The sequence below is a fragment of the Chroococcidiopsis sp. CCNUC1 genome (genome assembly GCF_023546805.1).
GTDB lineage: Bacteria > Cyanobacteriota > Cyanobacteriia > Cyanobacteriales > Chroococcidiopsidaceae > Chroococcidiopsis > Chroococcidiopsis thermalis.
In genome coordinates this window covers 153962-174858 of the sequence record NZ_CP097482.1, presented here as the reverse complement: position 1 = coordinate 174858, position 20897 = coordinate 153962, and the positions used below count along the sequence as shown (strand labels likewise).

Sequence of the window (20897 nt, the reverse complement as noted above, 5' to 3'; positions counted from 1 at the left end):
ATTTCCTATCCGAGTACCCCATATATGGAGAGCAATGTTGTGATGCTTTCCAAGATGTCTTTACTGTCGCGATCGCTACGCCAATTGGGTTAACTGCCTTTGCTTTTGGCGAGATGTTAACACTGCGAGTCGATTAGTTTCAGATTTAGATTTCCAGCTAATTAATGCAACATCGGCTGACAGTTTTCACCCTAAATTGGGTACAGGAGGCAGCTATGGCTCAAACTATCGAATTAACTTTAGAGCAGGAATTTAGCCTGAGAAATTTTGCCGACCAAGTGCAGCAAATGTCACGCGAACAAGCTCAAGAGTTCTTGCTCGTGCAATACAAGCACATGATGATTCAGGAAACGACGTATCAAGAACTCCTGAAAAAGGATTGGAAGCTAGATCGAGATTTTGATTCGCTGAAAACTAAGAATCAGTGATGACTTTACATCACCAAGTAAATCGCTACCAAAAATTGGAGTATTAACTATGTCTGCTAACACAAATCTTACCTCTCCTTCGCTCAAAAATCGCAATGCCTGGCTTTGGGGATTTACACCCCAGTCTGAAATTTGGAACGGTCGTTTGGCAATGATTGGTTTTATGTCCGCCGTCTTAATTGAGATGTTTTCCGGTCAAGGCTTTCTTCACTTCTGGAATCTTCTATAGGTTAGCAGTTGTCCTGCTGTGACGCTGACCGCGATCGCGCCTTTGCCGTCGGCTAGGTCAGCCTCACTTACAAATAGGCTATTTAGAGAAATCAGTAAAACCGTAGTTTTCGGTCAACTGTTTTACACTGCCTCAGATCGACTGCTGTTGGTAGTATACCAAAGGTGAAACATGAATATTCTATCTAAATTCATTCCCATTCCTAAACCAATCGAGGATAAGTCCAGCGTTGCCAGCCTTAAAGAGCGACTCGATTGGGGCGAACCAGCCTTAACGATTGTTGATGTCAGAGATCGCCATGCCTTCAACGCTACTCACATCATGGGAGCTGTTTCGATACCCATGAACGAACTAGTTGCCCGTGCGATCGCTCACCTTGAACTCATCCGCGACATTTATGTTTACGGAGAGACGAACGAGCAAACCGCTGAAGCAGCATCCAATCTGCGTGCAGCGGGTTATGAGAACGTTGCTGAACTGTTAGATGGTCTAGCAGCCTGGAAAGCAATCGGCTATCCAACAGAAGGGTTCTCTGCCGCTCTCACGTAATTTCAAAAATCAGCTCGCTTAGGAAGAGGGAATTTGACAGTGTTTACCTTTAACCAATTTCTTAATTTACTGCGTCGTACGCTCCTCACAGGATTGCTGGCTGGCTTAATCTGGCTGCCAGGGCTTCCCTTCAACTCAGCACTAGCCATGCCCAATCCTCTTGCCTCGATCGCAGCTCCCGCCCAAGGTGGTGAGCGTCTAAACGCTCTCATTAGCTGCTTACCCAAGCAACTCAGCCAGCCCAGCCTCAAGCGTGCCTGGGACGAAATGGGCAACGATCAGCTGGAGCGAGCTTTCAACCTCAAAGCTAACCCCAAACTAAGTCAAGCCGAAGTTGAGTTGGGCAACTGCCTGAATCACAAAGGTTTCACAGCTCAGAGCTAGAACTTGTAGTTGTAGGCGCATCTAGGGTAATAATCTAAAGCTGTTGCTGATGCCGATCGCGGTAGGAAGGAGCAAATACTTTTCCAGATTGACCGACACATCTGCAACACTGCCCTTTACCGTATGCCCTCAAGGAGCTAATTTACGTGGCTGTGCTGCTCCAGAATGGCATAGAACTCGACGACATAGTTAAATCTAACTAATCCTTGGAGCCATCCCTCATCTCAAGACATCACTACAAAGTAAAATTCGAGACGATTTGCATTGGTGGCGTAGAGTACACAATTCAAAGCTTACTCGATCTCCAACAGTTTTCAGATCCAAATGAGGAAGCTCTGCGGCTCGGAATATCCTCAGCTATGTGGTCCCTATTTGGACAGATATGGTCCATGAGTAAGATTTTGGCTAGGGTAATGCTCCAAGAGCCACTTGAAGGAAGACGTATTCTTGAAATTGGTTGCGGTATTGGTCTACCTAGCATCGTGGTTAAACAACTCGGCGGAGACATTACTGCTAGCGACTACCATCCTCTTGCTCAGCCTTTTCTGCTGGAAAATACGATTCTCAACTCTTTAGCTCCAATACGCTTTAAAACCGGAGATTGGAACACTGCAAATCTGAGCTTGGGCAAGTTTGACCTCATAATAGGCAGTGATGTCTTATACGAACATCAACATATAAAGCTGATATCCTCATTGATCGATCGCCACTCTAGTAGTCAAGTGGATGTCATCATCGTCGATCCTGGACGCGGAGCGCACCGTGCATTTGCCAGAGAAATGGAACGTCTCGGATATATGCACTCTTGGACTGACTTACTAACCAGAGCATAGAATAGTGAACAGTTTAGGCAGCTGCGTAAGCAACATGTTTCTCGTGGAAGAAGTTTTGCACAACGTGAGGGAAACGTTGTGTACTACGTAAATAGCTGCGGATGTTGCCAATCATCTCGGTTTTGTTTTTGGCGCGTTGCCGTCCGACAGCATTGGCTTTAATATCGTGGTTGAGTAACTCATCAGGGTTTAATTCGGGACTGTAAGCAGGTAAGAAAAACATGCGGATGCGGTCGGAGTGTTTTTCTAGCCATTTATGCACTGCACGAGAACGATGCACTGGATGACCATCGACAATCAAAAATACCTTCTGGGCGCTATGACGAACCAAACGACGCAGAAAATCGAGCATGACTGTAGTGTCAAAGCGTTGTGTAAACACTTTGAAGCATAACTTGCCACGATTGGTAATAGTTGAGATTAAATTACAGCGAAACCGTTTGCCTGTAGCCGATACAATAGGTGTTTGTCCAGAACGCCCATAACTACGTCCGGCTTGATAGTCAGAACACACTCCCATCTCGTCACCCCAATGAATTTCGGCTCCCTCGCGGTGAGCATCTCGACAAATTTGGGGATATTCAGTCTCTAGCCATCGCTGAACCGCCAAAGGGTCTTGCTCATAGGCACGTCGCAGTGGTTTTTGTGGCGTAAAGCTCCATTTTTTCAAATAACGTCCAACTGTCCACACTGACACTGATAGCTCAAATCGCTTTGCCAGAAACTGTTGCACCGCTTCGCGCGTCCACAAATAGAAGGGCAATCCTAATTGATCCGGACACTTCTGCTCAATTAGCCTGACTGCCGTTGCTGCTTGATGAGGTAGCAACCGCGAGCTAGAGCGTGGACCACGCTTTTTTGCTTTTAATGCTTTTGCTCCCTCTGTCGCTGTAGCTTTTGTCCAATGATGTATTGCCGTGCGCGACACCTGAAATACACGCGATGCCTCTGATTTACTCATGCCATTTTCAATCGCATTCACGACTCGATACCTTAGCGCTTCTTGGGCAGAAGCTGACATATGACGAGCGTCTTTGAGTTTCATCACTGACTCCGGACGTGTCTACACCTACCATGTTAACTAATCTCTGCTCTGGTTAGTAAAAGACTACCCAGATCGGGGTATCAAGCCAAAGGGATTCATACTTTGTTTTTCGCGTCATACTCGCTCGGAAATCGCGAATTTACACTCGAAATAAATATCTAAATCCTACCAATGGAGAATGACTTTTATGCCTAAAGTAACCGCTCAAGGAAAAAGCTTTGAATGCCCTCAAGGAGCTAATTTACGTCAGGTACTGCTCCAGAATGGGATAGAACTCTACAACGGGGCTACTTCAACGCTCAACTGTCACGGACTTGGCACTTGTGGCACTTGTGCCGTCCAGGTAGAAGGAGCTGTTTCAGAACCCGAATGGCGCGAAACCACTCGCCGATCGCTGCCTCCCCATGCTCTGACGCAGAACCGCCGACTCGCTTGCCAAACTCAGGTTTTAGGGGATGTCAAAGTGACAAAATTTGAAGGCTCTTGGGGGCAGGGAACTCAAGCTGTCTGGACACCCAAGGGTTAGTTCGGTTCGTCCAAATCGAGAATAGGTATGCGGATTGACAGCAAAATATATTTAGCTGTTTTCCACACCTATACAACTAAAGCTTTTTAAATAATAAACAATCGCAATGCCAATTAAACAACAACCTACTCCACCTCGTTCTCGCCAAATTGGCAGCATTTTGCTGACATTGGCAGGCGTGTTCCTGATTGCAAATTTGATTTTGCCTAGTTTCTTCGGTCCCCAAATTCCTGCTGTCCCCTATAGTCTGTTTATCCATCAGGTAGAGACAGGGGAAGTCGATCGCGCTCAAATTGGTCAAAACCAGATTCGGTTTCAGTTGAAAACCACTGATGACCAGGTTGGACCCGTATTTTCCACAACTCCCATCTTCGATTTGGGCTTACCCAAGTTGCTAGAAGAGAAAGGCGTTGAGTTTGCTGCTGCCCCGCCGCCCAAGAATGGCTGGATCGGTAATCTTTTAAGCTGGGTGATTCCACCCCTAATTTTTGTCGCCATTTGGCAGTTTTTTGTCAGACGGGGTAGTGGCGGACCCCAAGGTGTACTCTCGATTGGTAAGAGCAAAGCCAAAGTTTATGTAGAGGGAGAATCTGACAAAACGACTTTTGCCGATGTGGCTGGAGTCGAGGAAGCCAAGACTGAATTGGTTGAAATTGTAGAATTCCTCAAGTCTCCAGGGCGCTATACCCAAATTGGAGCGCGGATTCCCAAAGGAGTGCTGTTAGTGGGTCCGCCAGGGACTGGTAAAACGCTGCTGGCGAAAGCGGTAGCAGGGGAAGCAGGAGTGCCGTTCTTCAGTATCTCTGGCTCTGAGTTTGTAGAACTATTTGTTGGTGTCGGTTCCTCGCGGGTGCGCGATCTATTTGTGCAAGCAAAGAAACAAGCTCCCTGCATCGTATTTATTGATGAGTTAGATGCGATCGGTAAGTCTCGCAGCAGTGGTGGGTTCTATGGTGGTAATGACGAGCGAGAACAGACGCTTAACCAATTGCTAGCAGAAATGGATGGGTTTGCGGTTGGCGATGCCACCGTAATTGTTCTAGCGGCAACCAATCGTCCAGAAGTCTTAGACCCTGCTCTCCTGCGTCCTGGTCGATTCGATCGTCAAGTTTTGGTCGATCGCCCTGAGCTATCGGGACGAGAAGCAATTCTCAAAATTCACGCTCAGAAAGTGAAGCTAGGCAAGGATGTAAATCTCAAGGCGATCGCGACTCGTACCCCTGGTTTTGCTGGGGCAGACTTGGCAAACCTAGTGAATGAAGCGGCTCTATTAGCAGCCCGCAATCAACGAGAAATGGTGGCACAGGCAGACTTTACCGAAGCGATCGAGCGGGTGGTAGCTGGTCTGGAAAAGAAAAGCCGCGTTCTCAACGACAAAGAAAAGAAAATTGTGGCTTACCACGAAGTCGGTCATGCACTAGTCGGTTCTCTGATGCCAGGGGGCGGTCGGGTCGAAAAAATCTCGATCGTCTCTCGCGGGATGGCAGCACTGGGTTACACGCTACAACTGCCAACGGAAGATCGATTCCTGATGGACGAAGCAGAACTTCGAGGTCAGATTGCTACCTTGCTCGGTGGGCGATCGGCAGAAGAGATTGTGTTTGGCAGCATCACCACTGGGGCATCCAACGATTTGCAACGGGCGACCGATCTCGCAGAGCGGATGGTAACGACCTACGGAATGAGCAAAACTTTAGGACCGCAGGCTTACCAACAGGGACAGCAAGCGATGTTCTTGGGCGACGGTGCAGCCAATCCCCGCCGCACTATGAGCGAGGAAACGGCACGGGAAATCGATCGCGAGGTGAAAGAAATTGTGGAAACAGCGCATCATCAAGCCTTGGATACGCTCAAGCACAACCGAGACTTACTAGAGACGATCGCGACTCAACTTCTAGATACAGAAGCGATCGAGGGTGAGAAACTACACAGCTTGCTGAGTCAGGTTCGAGTTGCAACCTAATGCAGTTGATACTCCAAGGCAGCCATACCGCGTTCTGAAGCCCGCAACTCCTTACCAGAGATTTCTGGTTCCTTGGTGTAAACCGAATTCAGTAAGATATTCAGAGATCCACTTGACTCAGCCTGACGCATAGCGCGGTGCGTAATCAGTTCGCCCACATTGAGAATCACGTTGTCCTCAGCGTCAAGGATAACACGAGTGACTGGACGACCCAGTGCTTTTTCCAGCCGTTGCTTTCCGATCGCCTGCGTGCTGCGTCCTTGTAAATCTTTTACCTTTGCTTGCAAAGTTTGCCAGAAAGTGTGGAGATTCGCTTGGGCGATGCTGGCGCGATCGCGCATTTGAACTTTGGTTTCTAACCACGTGTCACTAGTGTTAGAGCGGACGGCAGTTGTTAGAGACAGTCCTACGGCATTTAGTAATTCTGCCTCTTTATTGTAGGTTTGGGTACGAGCAAGGACGGATTCAGTCACAATCTGCCCAGATGCCGCAATAATTAGACCATCATTAGCACGTACCGTTTGTAGAATTCGTCGACCTTTTGCCTGCTCGATTACTACGCTTGCAGCCAATCCATTAACCGAGTGAAGCAGGTTGGAGGCACTACTCTGAATTCGATTGCTAGTAGATTCCGTGGCGATTTGAAGATGACGGCTGGCGTTTGCACTCCATCTGTCATCTGTTGCTCGATCGAGTTCGTGAAGAATGCCCAGGCGATCGGCGGCTTCGACATCGGCTAGCATGACTTCCTCTCCCTGGAGTAGCAGTACGCTACCGTCTGGAGTCAGCACATCCCGTTTAACATGCTTACCAATGATGTCTACCTTTTGCGTTCCAGAGTCAACTAAATTGTTCATCAGCGAAGCAACTGCATCTCGATTGAGATTTTGCAGTTTACTGCTAGTGTCATCGGTTACGGCTTGCAATTGCTGGTTAGCGTTGTGAGCGGCTGCTTGCAGTCTGCGGTTGGCAATTTCAGCCGAGTCTTGCAATCTAACTCCTGTTGCTCGGACGGCTCCTCGGATACCACCGACTTGTTCTTGCATCATTTGAGCAGTTTCGGGAGGCACGAAGGCGACATCGCAACCAATTTTCAGAGCTTTAGGCGCGGGAACAAACGATCGCCCCGAATAAGCATCAGCAAACATACCTCCAGAGACTTCGTATCCTTCCACTAGTCCGCTATGCTCGTCGAAGAACAAATCGACCAATCCGCCGAGGTCGAGTCCCTCGGTGGTGAGAATTCTCGTTCCTCTAAGCACGATATTATGGCGCAAAATCTCTGCGATCGCGGGAACGCGATGTGCCCCAATAATAGATTCCTTCGAGCGAACCACAATTGCATCTAAGCCGATCGCTTGCACTTCTTGCAAGGGAATTGCTTTTGCATCCCGAAACAGTCCCTTTTCTTCAACCAGAAAACCCAAAAGTCGATTTTGTTTTCGGTCAAAAATCAAATCTATAATCCGCTCAATTTTTTTACCCGTGTCATAGGTGACAACTACCTTACCGATAACATCACTACCTTTACGCATTCGATCGATTCCTCGCAGTTTTTATTAGCAGTTTTTGTTAATTGATTTGACCAGCGCCCTGTTCGTTGCTTGGCTGACCTGGAAGCTGAAAGTAGCGTCCTTCTCGACCAAAACCAGGCACGATATCGATCGCACCAAAGTATTCGAGGAGTATCCCAACGATCGCGACAAGAAGGATTAAAACAGTGATATTTGCTCTATTATGAGAACGCTGCCCTACAAGTCTAGGCATTTTTCCTCTTTTTATTGCTATTTCTATTGCTAATCTTGCTAGATGAACTCAGTAAGTCCAGCTAAGTTATGTAACAAGAATCTATCTAAATCTGTACTATTACTGAGCCTATTCTTATAAAATAAATACTCTTGAAGTATCGTATTTCTAAAGATACTTCTATTGTAGTATTGATATTCAGAATCTAGTGTCTACCTTGAGAAGATATATTGTTATTTTTAGTGGTAAAATTGAAAATTGGTTAACGTACTTGCAGAATTAGTGTAAAAGTTTGAATGTTTTTATAGCGATTCTCATTAGACACGCAATACATTCGTAGTAGGCTTACAGAGAAATCACCCCTAGAGATCTGTGTATCTCATGTAACAGAAAACAGCTATTGTATAAGCCATACAACTTCTCTGTTGTGCCAGTACCAATCAAAAGAATTTTGACACTTTCCTTAACTTTTATGTCGTAGTTAATCAAATAACCCTAGAAATGAAACACTACCCTGTCATGCTATTAAACAGGTGATGCTAAACCATCTCTACCTAGTTAACTCCTTTACGGGAGTACTGAAGGATTTTTAGCACTAGCTACGTCTGAAATCCCGATTGGAGGTGCGGATGTATTCAAACGATGTATTTTCCGATGTATTTCCTACTCATTCCCCATCTCTCCAAGGGCTGCGAGTACTCGTTGTAGACAATCATGCCGATTCCTGCGTTTTGATGAAGCAGATGCTGCAACCCTATGGCGTGGAGGTGCAAGCGGCAGCTTTAGCTCAGCAAGCTCTGGAAATATTTGGGCAATGGCAACCGGATGTGATCGTGAGTGAAATTGCCTTGCCAGAGGAGGATGGCTTTGCCTTAATTCGCCGAGTGAGAACATTCACGCAAGAGCGAGGGGAAACGGTGCTAGCTATTGCCGTGACAACCTATGCCACTGAAAAAATGCGTCAACGCGCCTTCCGTGCTGGGTTTGACCTATGGTTCACCAAACCCCTGCGTTTTGATGAGTTCGTTGCTGTGCTGACCTGTTTAGCAATTTGCCAACAGTCCTCATATGCGATCGCTCAACGGATTTTGGGTAATACCTTGGAAGTGGCGAGCTAAGTTTTGCAAAGCAGCAATATCAGACATTTCCAAGTAGGCATCGCATTTTGAAACATCACCAATAAATCATCACCAACAAATTAATGTAATTTCATTTTGGAGAATTCAATTATGCCGTATACTATCGAGTCTGCACGCTCCATTTTTCCTGACACTCAAGTTGCTAGTGCGGTTCCAACTATAGTTGAATCATTCGAACAACTCAGTGCTGAGGATCGGTTAGCTTTATTATGGTTTGCTTACACCGAGATGGGAGTTACAATTACTCCCGCTGCGATGCAGGTTGCTAATATGATGTTTGCAGAAAAGACCCTGGCTCAGATCGAGCAGATACCTGCTGCAGAGCAAACGCAAGTGATGTGCGATCTGATTAACCATACTGATACCCCCATTTGCCGTACCTACTCATATTTCGGCATGAATGTCAAGTTGGGCTTCTGGTATCAGTTAGGCGAGTGGATGAAACAGGGAATTGTTGCTCCGATTCCAGAAGGCTATAAACTGTCTGCGAAGGCATCAAATGTGCTCCAAACCATCCGTCAACTTGAAGGGGGTCAGCAACTCACAGTACTACGGGATATTGTCGTTAACATGGGGCATTCTCCAACGACTGCAACTCAAAAAGTTGAAGAACCTGTGGTTCCACCTAAAGATCTCGCACCCCGAACTAAGATTGTCATTGAGGGTATCAACAACTCTACAGTTCTAAGCTACATGGAAAATATGAATGCCTTTGACTTTGAGGCGGCTGTGGCTTTATTTGCTGAAGACGGCGCTTTGCAACCACCTTTCGAGGAACCGATTGTAGGTCAAGAGTCCATCCTTGCGTTTATGCGTGAAGAATGCTACGGACTCAAGCTAATACCTGAGCGGGGAATCTCTGAGCCAGGGGAAAGAGGATTCACCCAGATTAAAGTGATGGGTAAAGTGCAAACTCCGTGGGCTGGTGACAGTGTTGGTATCAACCTAGCATGGCGGTTCTTAATCAATCGTCAAGGCAAGATTTTCTTTGTAGCAATCGACGTGCTTGCCTCTCCCCAAGAACTGCTGAATTTGGGTCTTGTAAAGTAGAATTTTCTGAGGTTGACCAAAGGAAATTCTTCTAGAACAGCTACAGGTAATTCTGTTAGAAATCGTTTGCCAACTGACAATTAAAGATAGTTCGCTCCGAACATTAGTGAGGAAAGGGGGATTAATCGGCAATCCTACCTTTTCTAGCGTGATTTCCTATGAGTGAAATTATCTAATTAGTAAAGAAGAACATGGCTAAAAATAAAATCCTATATCAAAGAATGTTTTTAAATAAAAAAAACACAAATTCAAGGTTTTTGTCAGCTAGTCGATGTTAAATCAACGAATTGTAAGCTATAATTAAGATATACGCAGCGACAACGCTAATCATTGTGAGGCAGCCGATATGGATGCCAATGAAGTTTTAAGACGATATGCAGCCGGAGAAAGAGATTTTAGGCAGTTAGACCTACGAGGAATAAGCTTAATCAAAGCAAACTTAAGCGGTGCAGATTTGACTGGAACAAGCTTACGCAATTCAGATTTGAGTGGCGCAGATTTAAGCAATACTAATCTTAACTGGGCTAGCTTGAAAGGGGCAAACTTAAACAAGACTAATTTAAAAGGGGCAAAAATGCCTAATGGGAGTATGCACAACGATTTGTTAGAGTCTGCTAACTATTTTGGTTAAAAGTTGAAAAAATCCATGTTTCGGTTAGAACATGGATTTTTTTCTTTCATCCACTTAGCCAAATAATTATGCTTCTGTTACAGTAATAGTTTTCAATGATATTGCTTAACAGAACAACGATTTTCAAAACAGGAAATAAAATGCACTAAATAATAAAAGAGATCGTTCCATTAGGTTGAAGTTAATAAAAAGTTAAGACCTAATAATTACATTGAATCGCGATGGTTTGAATAAATTCGCTCTCATTTCTTTAAAGGAATCCATTCATGAGTATTGTCAAAAAGTTGATTGTTAACGCCGACGCAGAAACCCGCTATCCTACCCCTGGCGAACTGGAGCAGATCAAGATCTTAGCCCAAAGTGGCGATCGCCGCTTGCGCCTTGCTCAAGTGCTAACAGCTAATCGAGAAGGCATTATTAAACAAGCGGGAAGTCAACTGTTTCAAAGACGACCGGACATTGTTTCTCCTGGAGGCAACGCCTACGGTCGGGAAATGACTGCAACTTGTTTGCGAGACATGGATTACTATCTGCGTTTGATTACATACGCTATTGTGGCTGGTGATGCTACGCCAATTGAAGAAATTGGGGTGATTGGTGTCCGCCAAATGTACAGATCTCTGGGGACTCCCATCGAAGCTGTGGTCGAGAGCGTCCGAGCCATGAAGAATGTCACCAGTACGATGATGTCTGGAGAAGACGCTGGCGAAGCTGGTGCTTACTTCGACTACTTAATCGCTGCCATGCAGTAAAGTAATGGCTTTTCCCGATTGATGTAAGTATTTTAGGTCTATGTAACATAACTCCGATTGGAATTGTGCCGAGCTATTTAAGCTTTGGTCGGTCTGGTCGGATAAAATTGGTTAAATGACACAGAGTAAAACCTAATACTAAAATGGAGTTTTCTATGTCATCCGAAGCCACCCCAATTCAATCCGCCGTTCTGGTCACTATTATCGGTGAAACAGTACTCAAAGATAGCATTGTCCAATTACTGAAAAGCCACAATGTCAGTGGCTATACTATCATTCAAGCGCAGGGTGAGGGTGGTCACGGCAGACGGTTAGGAGATATGGCAGGCTACAACACTAATTTTGAAATCAAGACGATTGTGTCGCCAGAAATATCTGATACTCTTTTCTTAGCACTCAAAGAGCATCAGGGCAAGTATGCCTTAATTGCCTTTCGACAAAAAGTAGAAGCCTTGTATTGATTGTTAAAAGTGAGTTTGAGAAGATTAAAAATTCACTGAGAAAGCTGTCTTATTGGCATTGAAACTACTGCTAATAAACAATTCAACACCTAAAAAATTTGTGGCTTAATGGCTCTAATTATCAGCCTAGTTTAAATGCTTAGGTAAGGTCATCGGAGCGCAATCCAGCAAACTAATACACCTATACCTTAAGGATGGCATTTATGCTACATCTTCAGGTTTCACTTCATACCTTTTCGTTTATATACTGGTTGACCTAGCTGGAGAAAATTGCCAGACGATTGAGAATCAGTTTTTTAAGCGCGAGCGAGTATTTTATGCTAAGATTAAATTAACGAGAATTATTTTCGGCTACGTGACTAAGCATTAGACACTGTGCCATAGACATCTTCCCGGAGCTAAATCTCTACACCCAAGTAGATCTGGGAGGTATTGTATATCAGTTTATATAGGGAATCTATCTGATGAGGTCAAAGCAGACGATCTCAAGCGGATATTTTTAGAATATGGAATTGTGAAACAAGTGCATGTACCTACGAACCAGAAAACTGGTAAGAACAGAGGATTTGCTGTTGTAGAAATGGAAACATGTGCCGAAGAAATCTCAGCAATTCAGATGCTCAGGGGCATTGAATGGATGGGGCGTATCATCATAGCTAATAGAGCTAGAATTGAGTTAGAAGACGTTGTACCATTTGTAGCAAATTTTAGCTAGAAGCACTTACTTTTTTGATATTTCTAGCGAGTAAATCTACAAGAATGCAGCAGTGCAGGAAAAAATAGGAGATGCGTACTGTTGTGAGTGGATTTCTACTACTATGAGGTTCAAATGTTTTTTGTTTTAATTCCTCTAGTTGTCTCACTTAACTTTGCCCGTTTTGTTGCTAGAGAATTACGCTCGCAGTCACTTGAGAAAAAAGACATAGTTAAATGTTTAAAAGCTTTAGGGATTAAAAATCGAGAGATTTTAAACTTGAAGTGCAAAGAAGAGCTATGGATTCAACTACAAATTGCTGCAGTGCCTGGTAAAAGTTCAGCCGAATATCAACAAAACAAGGTTAGAGAAATGCAAGTTTTATTAAATAATTCTCTTCGCTCGCTGGAGCGCGATCCAACTGGAAGCAGTCAAGAAAATCTAGCCGTATATACTGGGCAATCTATATTGAGTAAGTCTGCTTGCCCTTGTTGCTCGTACATTTTGCTCCGTCATATAGATTTGGAAGGAATTTACTGGCGTTGCAGTCACTGTTACCAAGAAATGCCAGTTTATTAACCTTTGCATAGCGATCGCCATGACCAAGCAGCTTAAGACTTGTGAGTAGTGCAACTGGCTTTAGGCTGAGATGACAGCCTGTGACAAAATCGATTTACAAAACAGTTTGACAAGTTGTTAGGAGAAAAAAGATATGGATGCTCAAGAACTTCTAAAACGATACGCAGCAGGAGAACGTGACTTTAGCAACGTTAACCTGGTTCATGCATGTTTGACTAATGCAAATCTGGTTGGGACGCACTTAAATGGAGCGCACTTAATTGAAGCAGACTTAAGGGGGGCTGATTTGGCCGCCGCACATCTAAGTCAAGCAAAACTGAATCAGGTGAGCCTGGCTGATGCAAACATGATTGAAGTCTGCCTGATGAGTGCAGAATTGATTGATGTAGATTTGAGTGGGGCAAACTTGACTGATGCCAATTTAAGTGGAGCAGACTTAAGCGGTGTCAAACTAGGTGGGGCAAACTTGAATGGAGCAAATTTAAGTCATGCAGATTTAAGTCATGCAGATTTGAGGGGAGCAGATTTGAGCGGAGCTAATTTAAAGGAGGCAAAGCTAGGTGGGGCAGATTTAGATGGGGCATATCTAGAGAATGCAGACCTTAGTGGAGCAGATATTGAAGCAGCAAATATGAGGAGAACGGGTTGGGTTGAAGCAAACGAACCAGAGTGCACGATCGGCTGATTGAATTGTGATTAGACCTGCTGTAGTTATCGTCACGCTAAACAGCCTAAAGTTGTGAAGATAGTGTGTATTCTACTTAACATTCCAATGCTTTGTAGTCCTCTACTTTAGCAGTACAGCTACTTCAAACTCTAGGCCGACACGAGCGGCAAGATACCTGGCTACGATGAGAAAGATAAGTAATAAGTAAGGTTTTCATGACGAATATGGTTGGAACTGACCGCGAGAACGGTCAGCCGCTCGTGTTAAATTGGACGAGCGTAACGTTTTTTGCGGCAGTTCATGCCCTAGCTTTATTAGCACCTTGGTTTTTCTCCTGGTCAGCTGTGGGAGTAGCAATCTTCCTTCACTGGTTATTTGGCAGTATTGGCATTTGCTTGGGGTACCATCGATTGCTAACTCATCGTAGTTTGCAAGTGCCGAAGGGATTGGAATACGCGTTCGCCCTAATCGGTTCGCTAGCGTTGCAAGGTGGTCCGATTTTTTGGGTCGCGGGGCATCGCAGACATCACACATACACCGAAGACATTGACAAAGATCCCTACTCTGCAAAACGGGGTTTTTGGTGGAGCTACATGGGTTGGCTACTGTACAAACGTCCAGAGTTTTTTGAGTACGAATCCAACCGGAAATTTGCACCGGATTTAGCAAAAGATGCGTTCTACTGTTGGCTCGATCGCTATTACCTACTGCTGCAAATCCCACTTGGAGTTGGGCTATACCTGCTTGGGGGTTGGTCATTCGTTATCTATGGATTATTTATCAGAGCAGTCTTGCTCTGGCACAGTACTTGGCTGATCAACTCTGCAAGTCACATCACGGGATATCGCAGCCATGATTCAAACGATAACTCTCGTAACCTCTGGTGGGCAGCAATTCTCACCTACGGAGAGGGATGGCACAACAACCATCATGCCTATCCTAATGTGGCAAAAGCAGGCTGGAAATGGTGGGAAATCGATCTGACCTGGTGGGCAATTCTGCTCCTGAAGCAAATGGGGTTAGCTCGGAGAATTATCCTACCACCGACAGCCTAATAACTCGCGATCGAAGCTTGGCTTGTTGAAAAGGCGAATGCTATTTTTCAAGCCTTACGTTGTTCCAGATAGGAAATTTTGAATTTGCTACTAAAGTCTTCATGACAAATTCCCTCCCCTGGGCGAGGTTTCTGCTTACCACCTTTTTAGATTGGATAGATCGAAGCTAACGTATTGCCGTATTTAACTTTGATAACTGAGCCAGTCCCACAAGGAGAACACTACTTAGTTAAGTTTGAACCTATTTAGGGATGTAAACCTTTCAAAATCCCACTATGATTTCAGATATATGTCGAAGCTCTGTCTGAGATTTGACAGCTTCACTTAGGAGAACTAATGTTCGACTTCAATACCTTAGCTGAGTTTTCCAGGCACTACTGCATTGGCATTTGTGCATTTCTGATTCCAGCCAATCTGGTTGCTACATCCTTAACAGCAATCCTCACAGTGCTACATCGCCCAGCTACCCAGGTATGGCAAGCCGCTGGTATTGCTAGTATCTTTGCTATAGCGATGATGCTACACGTATTTACTTGGTTCCTGGTTGGGGTAGTCATGGCTCCTACATACATTTTATTATGCTTAGGAAGTATCTGTCTGTGCGCCAATTTAGGAGCGATTCTCTTACGCAAACGCTTGGCAACGGATTGGTCACTGCTGCTCTACTAGGTATGTGGCATCACCTTGGTGGGAGATGAGCTTGACTATTTGATGGAGAATACGAACGCGATTTCCAAGTGAGTGTAACTTTATTTGAAGACAATGCCCTGCAACTGTCAATTAAAAGAACATTCTTAGTTGCATGTTGAACTTGGGTTTGATTCCGGTAAAATGCTAAGTGTAGCAGGTAGAAGTTGCACTTACGTTAATCTAAAGCAAGTATCTGAAACCATTATTGATTGTAGTGTCAAAGGCTTTCCTATTCCCATCAGAAGTAGAAATCACTGATGCGATCGCGCTTCTTCAAACTTAAAATCCAGTCTATACAAGGAAACTTCGTATATGAAGGCACTCTTGCTCTACCCTTGTTTTCCCCAGTCTTTCTGGTCTTACGATCGCTGTATGGAAATGGCTGGACTCAAAGCAGTCATTCCGCCATTGGGAATTATTACAGTTGCAGCAATGCTGCCAAAGGATTGGGAAATTAGGTTTTATGACCGTAATGTAAACCAGGAAACAGATGGCGATTGGCAGTGGTGCGACATGGTTATTCTTTCTGCCATGCTGGTTCAGAAACCGGACTTCCACGCCCTGATTCAAAAAGCTGTACGGTTGGGCAAGAAGGTGGCAGTGGGGGGACCATATCCAACTTCAGTTCCTCAAGATGCCCTCGCCTCTGGAGCGCATTATTTGGTACTGGATGAAGGCGAGCTAACTATCCCGCAATTTCTAGAAGCACTTTCCCAAGGTCAACAACAAGGAATATTTCGCGCTACCGAGAAGCCTGACGTTACCACTAGCCCGATTCCCCGCTTCGATCTGCTCCAGCGGGATGCCTACTTCATGATGGCAATTCAGTTTTCTCGCGGCTGCCCCTTCAACTGCGAATTCTGTGACATTATCACGCTTTATGGTCGTAAACCGCGCACTAAGGAACCAAGTCAGACCTTAGCAGAGTTGCAAAATCTCTACGACTTAGGCTGGCGGGGGTCGCTTTTCATCGTTGACGACAATTTTATTGGGAATCAGCGCAATGTCAAACGGTTCCTACGAGAATTGATTCCTTGGATGAAGGAACGCAGCTATCCCTTCACATTCATCACTGAAGCCTCGGTTAACCTAGCAGAGGATGATGAACTGCTACAACTCATGCAAGAAGCAGGGTTCTACGCCGTCTTTCTTGGTATCGAAACTCCAGATACTGATAGCCTGCAAACCACTCGCAAGTTGCAAAATACCCGTAACCCGCTAATAGAAGCCTGTCGCAAGATTAATCAGGCAGGATTATTGATTTACGCAGGTTTTATCCTGGGCTTTGACGGAGAACGCTCGGGCGCTGGAGAACGAATTCAAGCATTTGTGGAACAAACTAGTATTCCTCAACCGATGCTGGGAATTTTGCAAGCCTTGCCTAATACTGCCCTTTGGAATCGGCTGAAAGCAGAACAGCGTTTATTAGAGGGCATCGGTATCACCCCAGTCGGGGATCAAAACACGTTGATGAATTTCATCCCCACTCGACCAGTTGCTGAAATTGCTAGAGAGTATGTAGAAGGCTTCTGGACGTTGTACGAACCCGCAAACTATCTCAAGCGCTGTTTTGAGCAATGCCTTAACATTGTTCCCCCTACTGGAAGAAGACAGAGTATGTACTTTGCTCCAGGCAAAGGGCTGCGGCTATTAGCACGGTTGATCTGGCATCAGGGCTGGCGACGAGCTGAAATTCGGGCGCAATTTTGGCGACAGTTGTGGGTAATCGTGCGTACCAAACCTCAAGTTCTGAATATGTATCTGGGGCTGTGTGCGGCTGGAGAGCATTTCTGGGAATACCGCACTTTAGCAAGAGAGCGAATTACCCAGCAACTAGGCTACGACCCACTGACAGAAGCGACGCTACCAGTTAAAGCACTCATGCATGTCAGCACGTGATTTACTAGCAAACTAGGAGTTGGCGGGGATGCGCTCAATTTGGGCGTAGCCGCTGAAAATCAACAGTTTTTCTTGGGTTTCCAATTGGTTGAGTCGGAGCGTGATGCCATCGAGATCGAAGCGATCCAAATCGACCATGCGATCTAAAATTTCTACCAATATGATGCTTAGGGTTTGAGAGATTTCTCGTCGAGATTCTGGTACGCTATCTGCTTCAAACTTCGGTTCGCAAAAAGCAAGGCGGCATCGTCGCTCGATGGTTATGGTTACACTCAGACTAATCGGCACGAGTTCGCCGTTGCTTAGATTGGCATTAGCCCAAATCTGTACCCGATTGTTGGCTAATAGCTGTAGCCGCACAGCTTCAAAAGAGATTGAATTACCACCAGATATATTGGATAAAGCAGGTAGATAGAGGTTTTGGAGGCGCTTTCTCACCAGCTCTGCCCCAAAAGCGCGATCGATCCCTGCTTCTGAAAGAGTGACTCGAACAATGGCTTGGGTGGGTTGCACTAAAGCTAGTTTGCCGCGCAAAAGACTACTAAAGTCAATTGCTACGGCATCAGTGATGAGGGTCATTTCTTCCGCCCGAAATTCTTGGCGGATGACAAGTCCCCGACCGCTCATTTTGAAGCTGTCGATGCTACCCTGCAAGAGTTTACTGGAAGGATAGCAGTGGATCGAGACTTCTACTGACTCGCTTTGAGTAAATAGATAGCGAATCGTTTTGTTGGCAACGGTGTTGAGTAGCCGCTCTCCCCAATCGCTTCCCATAGTATTAGTCAAAGTCAAACTAGTGAGGCTGCTGAACATAGAAATGCGGCTATGAAAGTTCTTCGACTGGATACAAACGCTAAGCAACTAGTTCAGGAGGTACCCAAGCAGTGATGCTAGCAGGGCATTGGAAACAAGAATAAAGTGACCTAGTAGTCTGCCAAGAAAATTATGACAGGTTTAAGGTAGGATAAAATCGTTGGAATTTCACTCTGGCATCTGAAGCTGCAAAACGCCAATCGATTTTAGCTTTTTGGTGATTGCGTTGTTTTTCCCAAGCCTGAATTTCTTGGCGTAAAGTTTCTAGATCGGGAATACGGCGCTCTAAACACTGACGAGAGAGAACGGAAATTTCAATTTCTACCTGATTCAACCAACTCCCATGTTTAGGAGTGTAATGAAACTCTAAACAATCGAGAATTCGTCTAGCTTCTTGAGCTGGGAAGGTTTCATATAAAGCCGCCGGAGTATGAGTATTTAAGTTGTCTAAAACTACCCGAATCTTATAGGCTCTCGGGAAATAAACATCGACTAAATCTTTCATCAGAGTACGCAAAATCTTGTTTCGTTCTTGATTTTGTTACTTCTACATGTCGCCAGCCATAGTGCAAAGCGTAAAACACGAATAAGTTACACATCCCTTCCCGAGAGTATTGATAATCTATTCGTGGTGGTTGTCCTGGTTCACCAGGAAGTGGTTCTACGAGATCGGATAACAGTTGTAATGGTCTTTCATCAAAACAAACTATTGGCTCAAAGACGTTAAAAGATTCAGCATATAGGTAGAGTAAGTCTTCCATCCGATAAATATATTCGGCATTTATTTCTCCAATACACCATTCTTGTTTCAGCCAAGGTTTGATTTTGTTTTTTTCAGTGTGGTACGCACTGTTTCATCCGAAATGCTATCGATTAATTGCAGACTAATCAATCGTTCGGCTAACAATTGCATTGTCCAACCCTCGCGCCCAGATGGTGGGTCGCTACAGGCTGTTGCAATTAAAAAAGCTTCTGAAGAGGCGGTCAATTTTTTCTCTCTGCCCGAGCGTGGACGTTCGCTTAAGGCTAGTTCCACTCCTTCTTCCACATACCTTTGACGTGTACGATGAACTGTTGATTCTCCTACCATTAGTATTGAGGCAATCGTTTCATCTTGATAACCTTGGTCTGCCAACAGTAAAATTTGTGCTCGTTTCAAAACACGGGCTGAAGTTTTGCCTTTGTTTGTCAAATCTACTAAGTGGCTATGTTCTTCTGAAGTCAAGTTAACACGATATTTAACTGGCATAGCTTGAGAAGGTTTTTTAGACTATCTTCTCAGATAGAATCCTGCTTGTCAAAATCACTTTGGCAAACTACTAGGCGCAGAATGCCGTTAGCAAAAAAAATCAGCTCGACCCAGACCTGCTGTATGAAATGCTAAGTCAGCACCAGGAGCTACATCATGAACGAGCTGCATCATCGCTCGACCTTCGTCAGTACCGCCTTCCGGTAACTCACTCAATACATCGATTTTCTTAGGTAAGTCACCGCTAGCTATATCCTCAGCTGCTCCACCAAGATTATTAAAGCTATCCGATAGTATACCCACCGTCACTCCAGTTCCATCCACGTTAAATTTCCTTCGGGCAACGTCAGCTCGCATGGCTCGATCTCCTTGACTGGTAGTCAACCCTACATTGCTCTGTCTGTAGGCTGGACGAACAAATTTTAGGCTATCTAATCTAGCTAATTCGTCAATGTCCTCGATCTCCAGCAAACCCGAAATGATACTGCCATAGATTGCAGCTTTCTGTAAGCCCATCTGCTTCAGTTTGGTAAGTAGGGTAGATGGAGTACCAGCAGCAACAGCATTAATCACTACGCGATCGCCGTGGACTGGTATTTTAGAGTGCTTGAGATAAGAACTAAGCGAGTTGCTGGCTTGAGCGGCGTGCAGCGAGGCTAGAGCAGAACCCACTTTTTTCATCGAACCGTTTTTCTGCTTCAGGTCTACATTCCTCAAAGTTAATTGCTGGGAAGCTGTAGGAACTTGGCTGCGACTTGATTGACTATAAGCGACAATTGTGGCAATTGTTGCTAGTGCTACTACTCGATAGATTAGTTTCACGTTATTTTCTTCAATTCATTCAACAAGAAGATTCAAAACTCACGTATTCCCCGGATTAGATAGACAGTGATCGAATAGATAGGTCTGACGAAGTAGGCTACCCTAGCTATTAGGTAGACGCAGACTACCTGTGCAAAGTAGACCATGATTTTAGATATTTTGTCTCTACCAAAAACTGCTTAAAGCTCTAAATTATCGCCTTCTTTTTACAAGTAAATTTCAGTTATTTACCATGATTGAATTAATATTTATTTAAAAAATCAAATACGAGCGCTAGATATCTGTTAAATAAAATTTAGTAAACCTATGTTTATAGATAAAAGTATTGAGAGCGAATTGTTTGAATTAACAATCCTACTTCACTAACTAATAAACATTCGTTCTACGAGATTGAGATACGACGAGTAATAATTTTAATCGTTATTAGTGTATTCTTGATAACTCTACAGAAAGGTCAAAACCGCAGTATATCCCTTCTTCTAAACCTACAGAATTCGGAGCCTATATATCTTTGAAATGACTAGGACTAGTTAAGTTTCCTTGGCATCGCAGCGTCGTGCCGAAAATAGGGAAAAACTTTTTATCTAGACGAACACAAGTAGATTTCTCCATTTTACTAGACTATGCTACAGATTCATTTTAAAGACACTAATCCTACTTCTAAAAACGGCTAGAGCACACTCTCAGTGTTGT

23 protein-coding genes and 1 pseudogene are annotated in these 20897 nt (G+C 44.6%); 18 read left to right on the top strand and 6 right to left on the bottom strand.

All coding sequences use genetic code 11. The annotated features are described in order from the left end of the window. Positions 1-215: 215 nt before the first annotated feature. The 5 genes from M5J74_RS31795 (at position 216) to M5J74_RS31775 (ending at position 2423) form a co-directional block, all read left to right on the top strand. Positions 216-428 (top strand): NblA/ycf18 family protein, encoded by a 213-nt coding sequence (locus M5J74_RS31795; RefSeq protein WP_250017721.1) that lies wholly within the window; start codon positions 216-218, stop codon positions 426-428. Between the two features lie 49 nt (positions 429-477). Continuing rightward, a complete protein-coding gene (locus M5J74_RS31790; RefSeq protein ID WP_250017720.1) occupies positions 478-657 on the top strand; it encodes a chlorophyll a/b-binding protein in 180 nt (59 codons plus the stop codon). A gap of 171 nt (positions 658-828) precedes the next feature. Continuing rightward, positions 829-1206 (top strand): rhodanese-like domain-containing protein, encoded by a 378-nt coding sequence (locus M5J74_RS31785; RefSeq protein ID WP_250017719.1) that lies wholly within the window; start codon positions 829-831, stop codon positions 1204-1206. A 39-nt stretch (positions 1207-1245) separates the two neighbouring features. Then, positions 1246-1590: a hypothetical protein gene (locus tag M5J74_RS31780; RefSeq protein WP_250017718.1), complete on the top strand. Its 345-nt coding sequence runs from the start codon at positions 1246-1248 to the stop codon at positions 1588-1590. A 389-nt stretch (positions 1591-1979) separates the two neighbouring features. Then, positions 1980-2423, top strand: coding sequence for a methyltransferase (locus tag M5J74_RS31775; protein WP_250017717.1), 444 nt, complete (start codon positions 1980-1982; stop codon positions 2421-2423). Between the two features lie 13 nt (positions 2424-2436). Here M5J74_RS31775 and M5J74_RS31770 read toward each other — a convergent pair whose 3' ends face one another. Then, on the bottom strand, positions 2437-3468 hold the full coding sequence (locus M5J74_RS31770) for an IS630 family transposase (RefSeq protein WP_250013510.1): 1032 nt from the start codon (positions 3466-3468) through the stop codon (positions 2437-2439). Between the two features lie 187 nt (positions 3469-3655). On the opposite strand from M5J74_RS31770, the gene M5J74_RS31765 reads away from it, so the two are divergent. Together M5J74_RS31765 and ftsH4 are read left to right on the top strand one after the other, a co-directional pair. Beyond that, a complete protein-coding gene (locus tag M5J74_RS31765) occupies positions 3656-3994 on the top strand; it encodes a 2Fe-2S iron-sulfur cluster-binding protein (RefSeq protein WP_250017716.1) in 339 nt (112 codons plus the stop codon). A 106-nt stretch (positions 3995-4100) separates the two neighbouring features. After that, positions 4101-5957 carry an ATP-dependent zinc metalloprotease FtsH4 gene (ftsH4, locus tag M5J74_RS31760; protein WP_250017714.1) on the top strand — a complete coding sequence of 619 codons (1857 nt, stop codon included), beginning with the start codon at positions 4101-4103 and terminating at the stop codon, positions 5955-5957. Here ftsH4 and M5J74_RS31755 read toward each other — a convergent pair. Both M5J74_RS31755 and M5J74_RS31750 read right to left on the bottom strand, forming a co-directional pair. Next, positions 5954-7492 carry a PRC-barrel domain-containing protein gene (locus M5J74_RS31755; protein ID WP_250017712.1) on the bottom strand — a complete coding sequence of 513 codons (1539 nt, stop codon included), beginning with the start codon at positions 7490-7492 and terminating at the stop codon, positions 5954-5956. The two genes, ftsH4 and M5J74_RS31755, sit on opposite strands and share 4 nt — an antisense overlap. A 37-nt stretch (positions 7493-7529) precedes the next feature. After that, a complete protein-coding gene (locus M5J74_RS31750) occupies positions 7530-7724 on the bottom strand; it encodes a hypothetical protein (RefSeq protein WP_250017711.1) in 195 nt (64 codons plus the stop codon). 608 nt (positions 7725-8332) lie between these two features. Here M5J74_RS31750 and M5J74_RS31745 point away from each other — a divergent pair. The 11 genes from M5J74_RS31745 (at position 8333) to M5J74_RS31695 (ending at position 17320) form a co-directional block, all read left to right on the top strand. Then, the gene (locus M5J74_RS31745; RefSeq protein ID WP_250017709.1) at positions 8333-8821 is read left to right on the top strand and encodes a response regulator; all 489 of its coding nucleotides are present in this window, start codon (positions 8333-8335) and stop codon (positions 8819-8821) included. Positions 8822-8932: 111 nt separating this feature from the next. Continuing rightward, positions 8933-9892, top strand: a complete 960-nt coding sequence (locus M5J74_RS31740) for an orange carotenoid-binding protein (protein WP_250017707.1) — start codon at positions 8933-8935, stop codon at positions 9890-9892. A 346-nt stretch (positions 9893-10238) separates the two neighbouring features. Next, positions 10239-10523: a pentapeptide repeat-containing protein gene (locus tag M5J74_RS31735; protein WP_250017705.1), complete on the top strand. Its 285-nt coding sequence runs from the start codon at positions 10239-10241 to the stop codon at positions 10521-10523. Positions 10524-10789: 266 nt separating this feature from the next. Then, entirely contained in the window at positions 10790-11275 is a 486-nt protein-coding gene (locus M5J74_RS31730; RefSeq protein ID WP_250017704.1) for an allophycocyanin, read from the top strand. 155 nt (positions 11276-11430) lie between these two features. Beyond that, the gene (locus M5J74_RS31725; RefSeq protein ID WP_250017702.1) at positions 11431-11736 is read left to right on the top strand and encodes a P-II family nitrogen regulator; all 306 of its coding nucleotides are present in this window, start codon (positions 11431-11433) and stop codon (positions 11734-11736) included. 436 nt (positions 11737-12172) lie between these two features. Continuing rightward, positions 12173-12451 (top strand): RNA-binding protein, encoded by a 279-nt coding sequence (locus tag M5J74_RS31720; protein ID WP_250018016.1) that lies wholly within the window; start codon positions 12173-12175, stop codon positions 12449-12451. A gap of 114 nt (positions 12452-12565) precedes the next feature. Then, complete coding sequence (locus M5J74_RS31715; protein WP_250017700.1) at positions 12566-13009, top strand: hypothetical protein; 444 nt, start codon at positions 12566-12568, stop codon at positions 13007-13009. A gap of 133 nt (positions 13010-13142) precedes the next feature. After that, on the top strand, positions 13143-13694 hold the full coding sequence (locus tag M5J74_RS31710) for a pentapeptide repeat-containing protein (RefSeq protein ID WP_250017699.1): 552 nt from the start codon (positions 13143-13145) through the stop codon (positions 13692-13694). A gap of 197 nt (positions 13695-13891) precedes the next feature. Continuing rightward, entirely contained in the window at positions 13892-14731 is an 840-nt protein-coding gene (locus tag M5J74_RS31705) for a fatty acid desaturase (RefSeq protein ID WP_250017697.1), read from the top strand. A 336-nt stretch (positions 14732-15067) separates the two neighbouring features. Beyond that, positions 15068-15400 (top strand): hypothetical protein, encoded by a 333-nt coding sequence (locus M5J74_RS31700; protein ID WP_250017695.1) that lies wholly within the window; start codon positions 15068-15070, stop codon positions 15398-15400. A gap of 333 nt (positions 15401-15733) precedes the next feature. Further along, entirely contained in the window at positions 15734-17320 is a 1587-nt protein-coding gene (locus M5J74_RS31695) for a B12-binding domain-containing radical SAM protein (protein WP_250016916.1), read from the top strand. 12 nt (positions 17321-17332) lie between these two features. On the opposite strand, the gene M5J74_RS31690 is transcribed toward M5J74_RS31695, so the two are convergent. The 3 genes and pseudogenes from M5J74_RS31690 to M5J74_RS31680 all read right to left on the bottom strand — a co-directional run bounded on the left by M5J74_RS31690 (position 17333) and on the right by M5J74_RS31680 (position 20204). Continuing rightward, a complete protein-coding gene (locus M5J74_RS31690) occupies positions 17333-18133 on the bottom strand; it encodes a DUF2993 domain-containing protein (RefSeq protein ID WP_250017694.1) in 801 nt (266 codons plus the stop codon). Positions 18134-18263: 130 nt separating this feature from the next. Next, a pseudogene (locus tag M5J74_RS31685) lies at positions 18264-19382 on the bottom strand (IS630 family transposase). An 87-nt stretch (positions 19383-19469) separates the two neighbouring features. Beyond that, positions 19470-20204 (bottom strand): hypothetical protein, encoded by a 735-nt coding sequence (locus M5J74_RS31680; RefSeq protein WP_250017692.1) that lies wholly within the window; start codon positions 20202-20204, stop codon positions 19470-19472. Between the last annotated feature and the right edge of the window lie 693 nt (positions 20205-20897).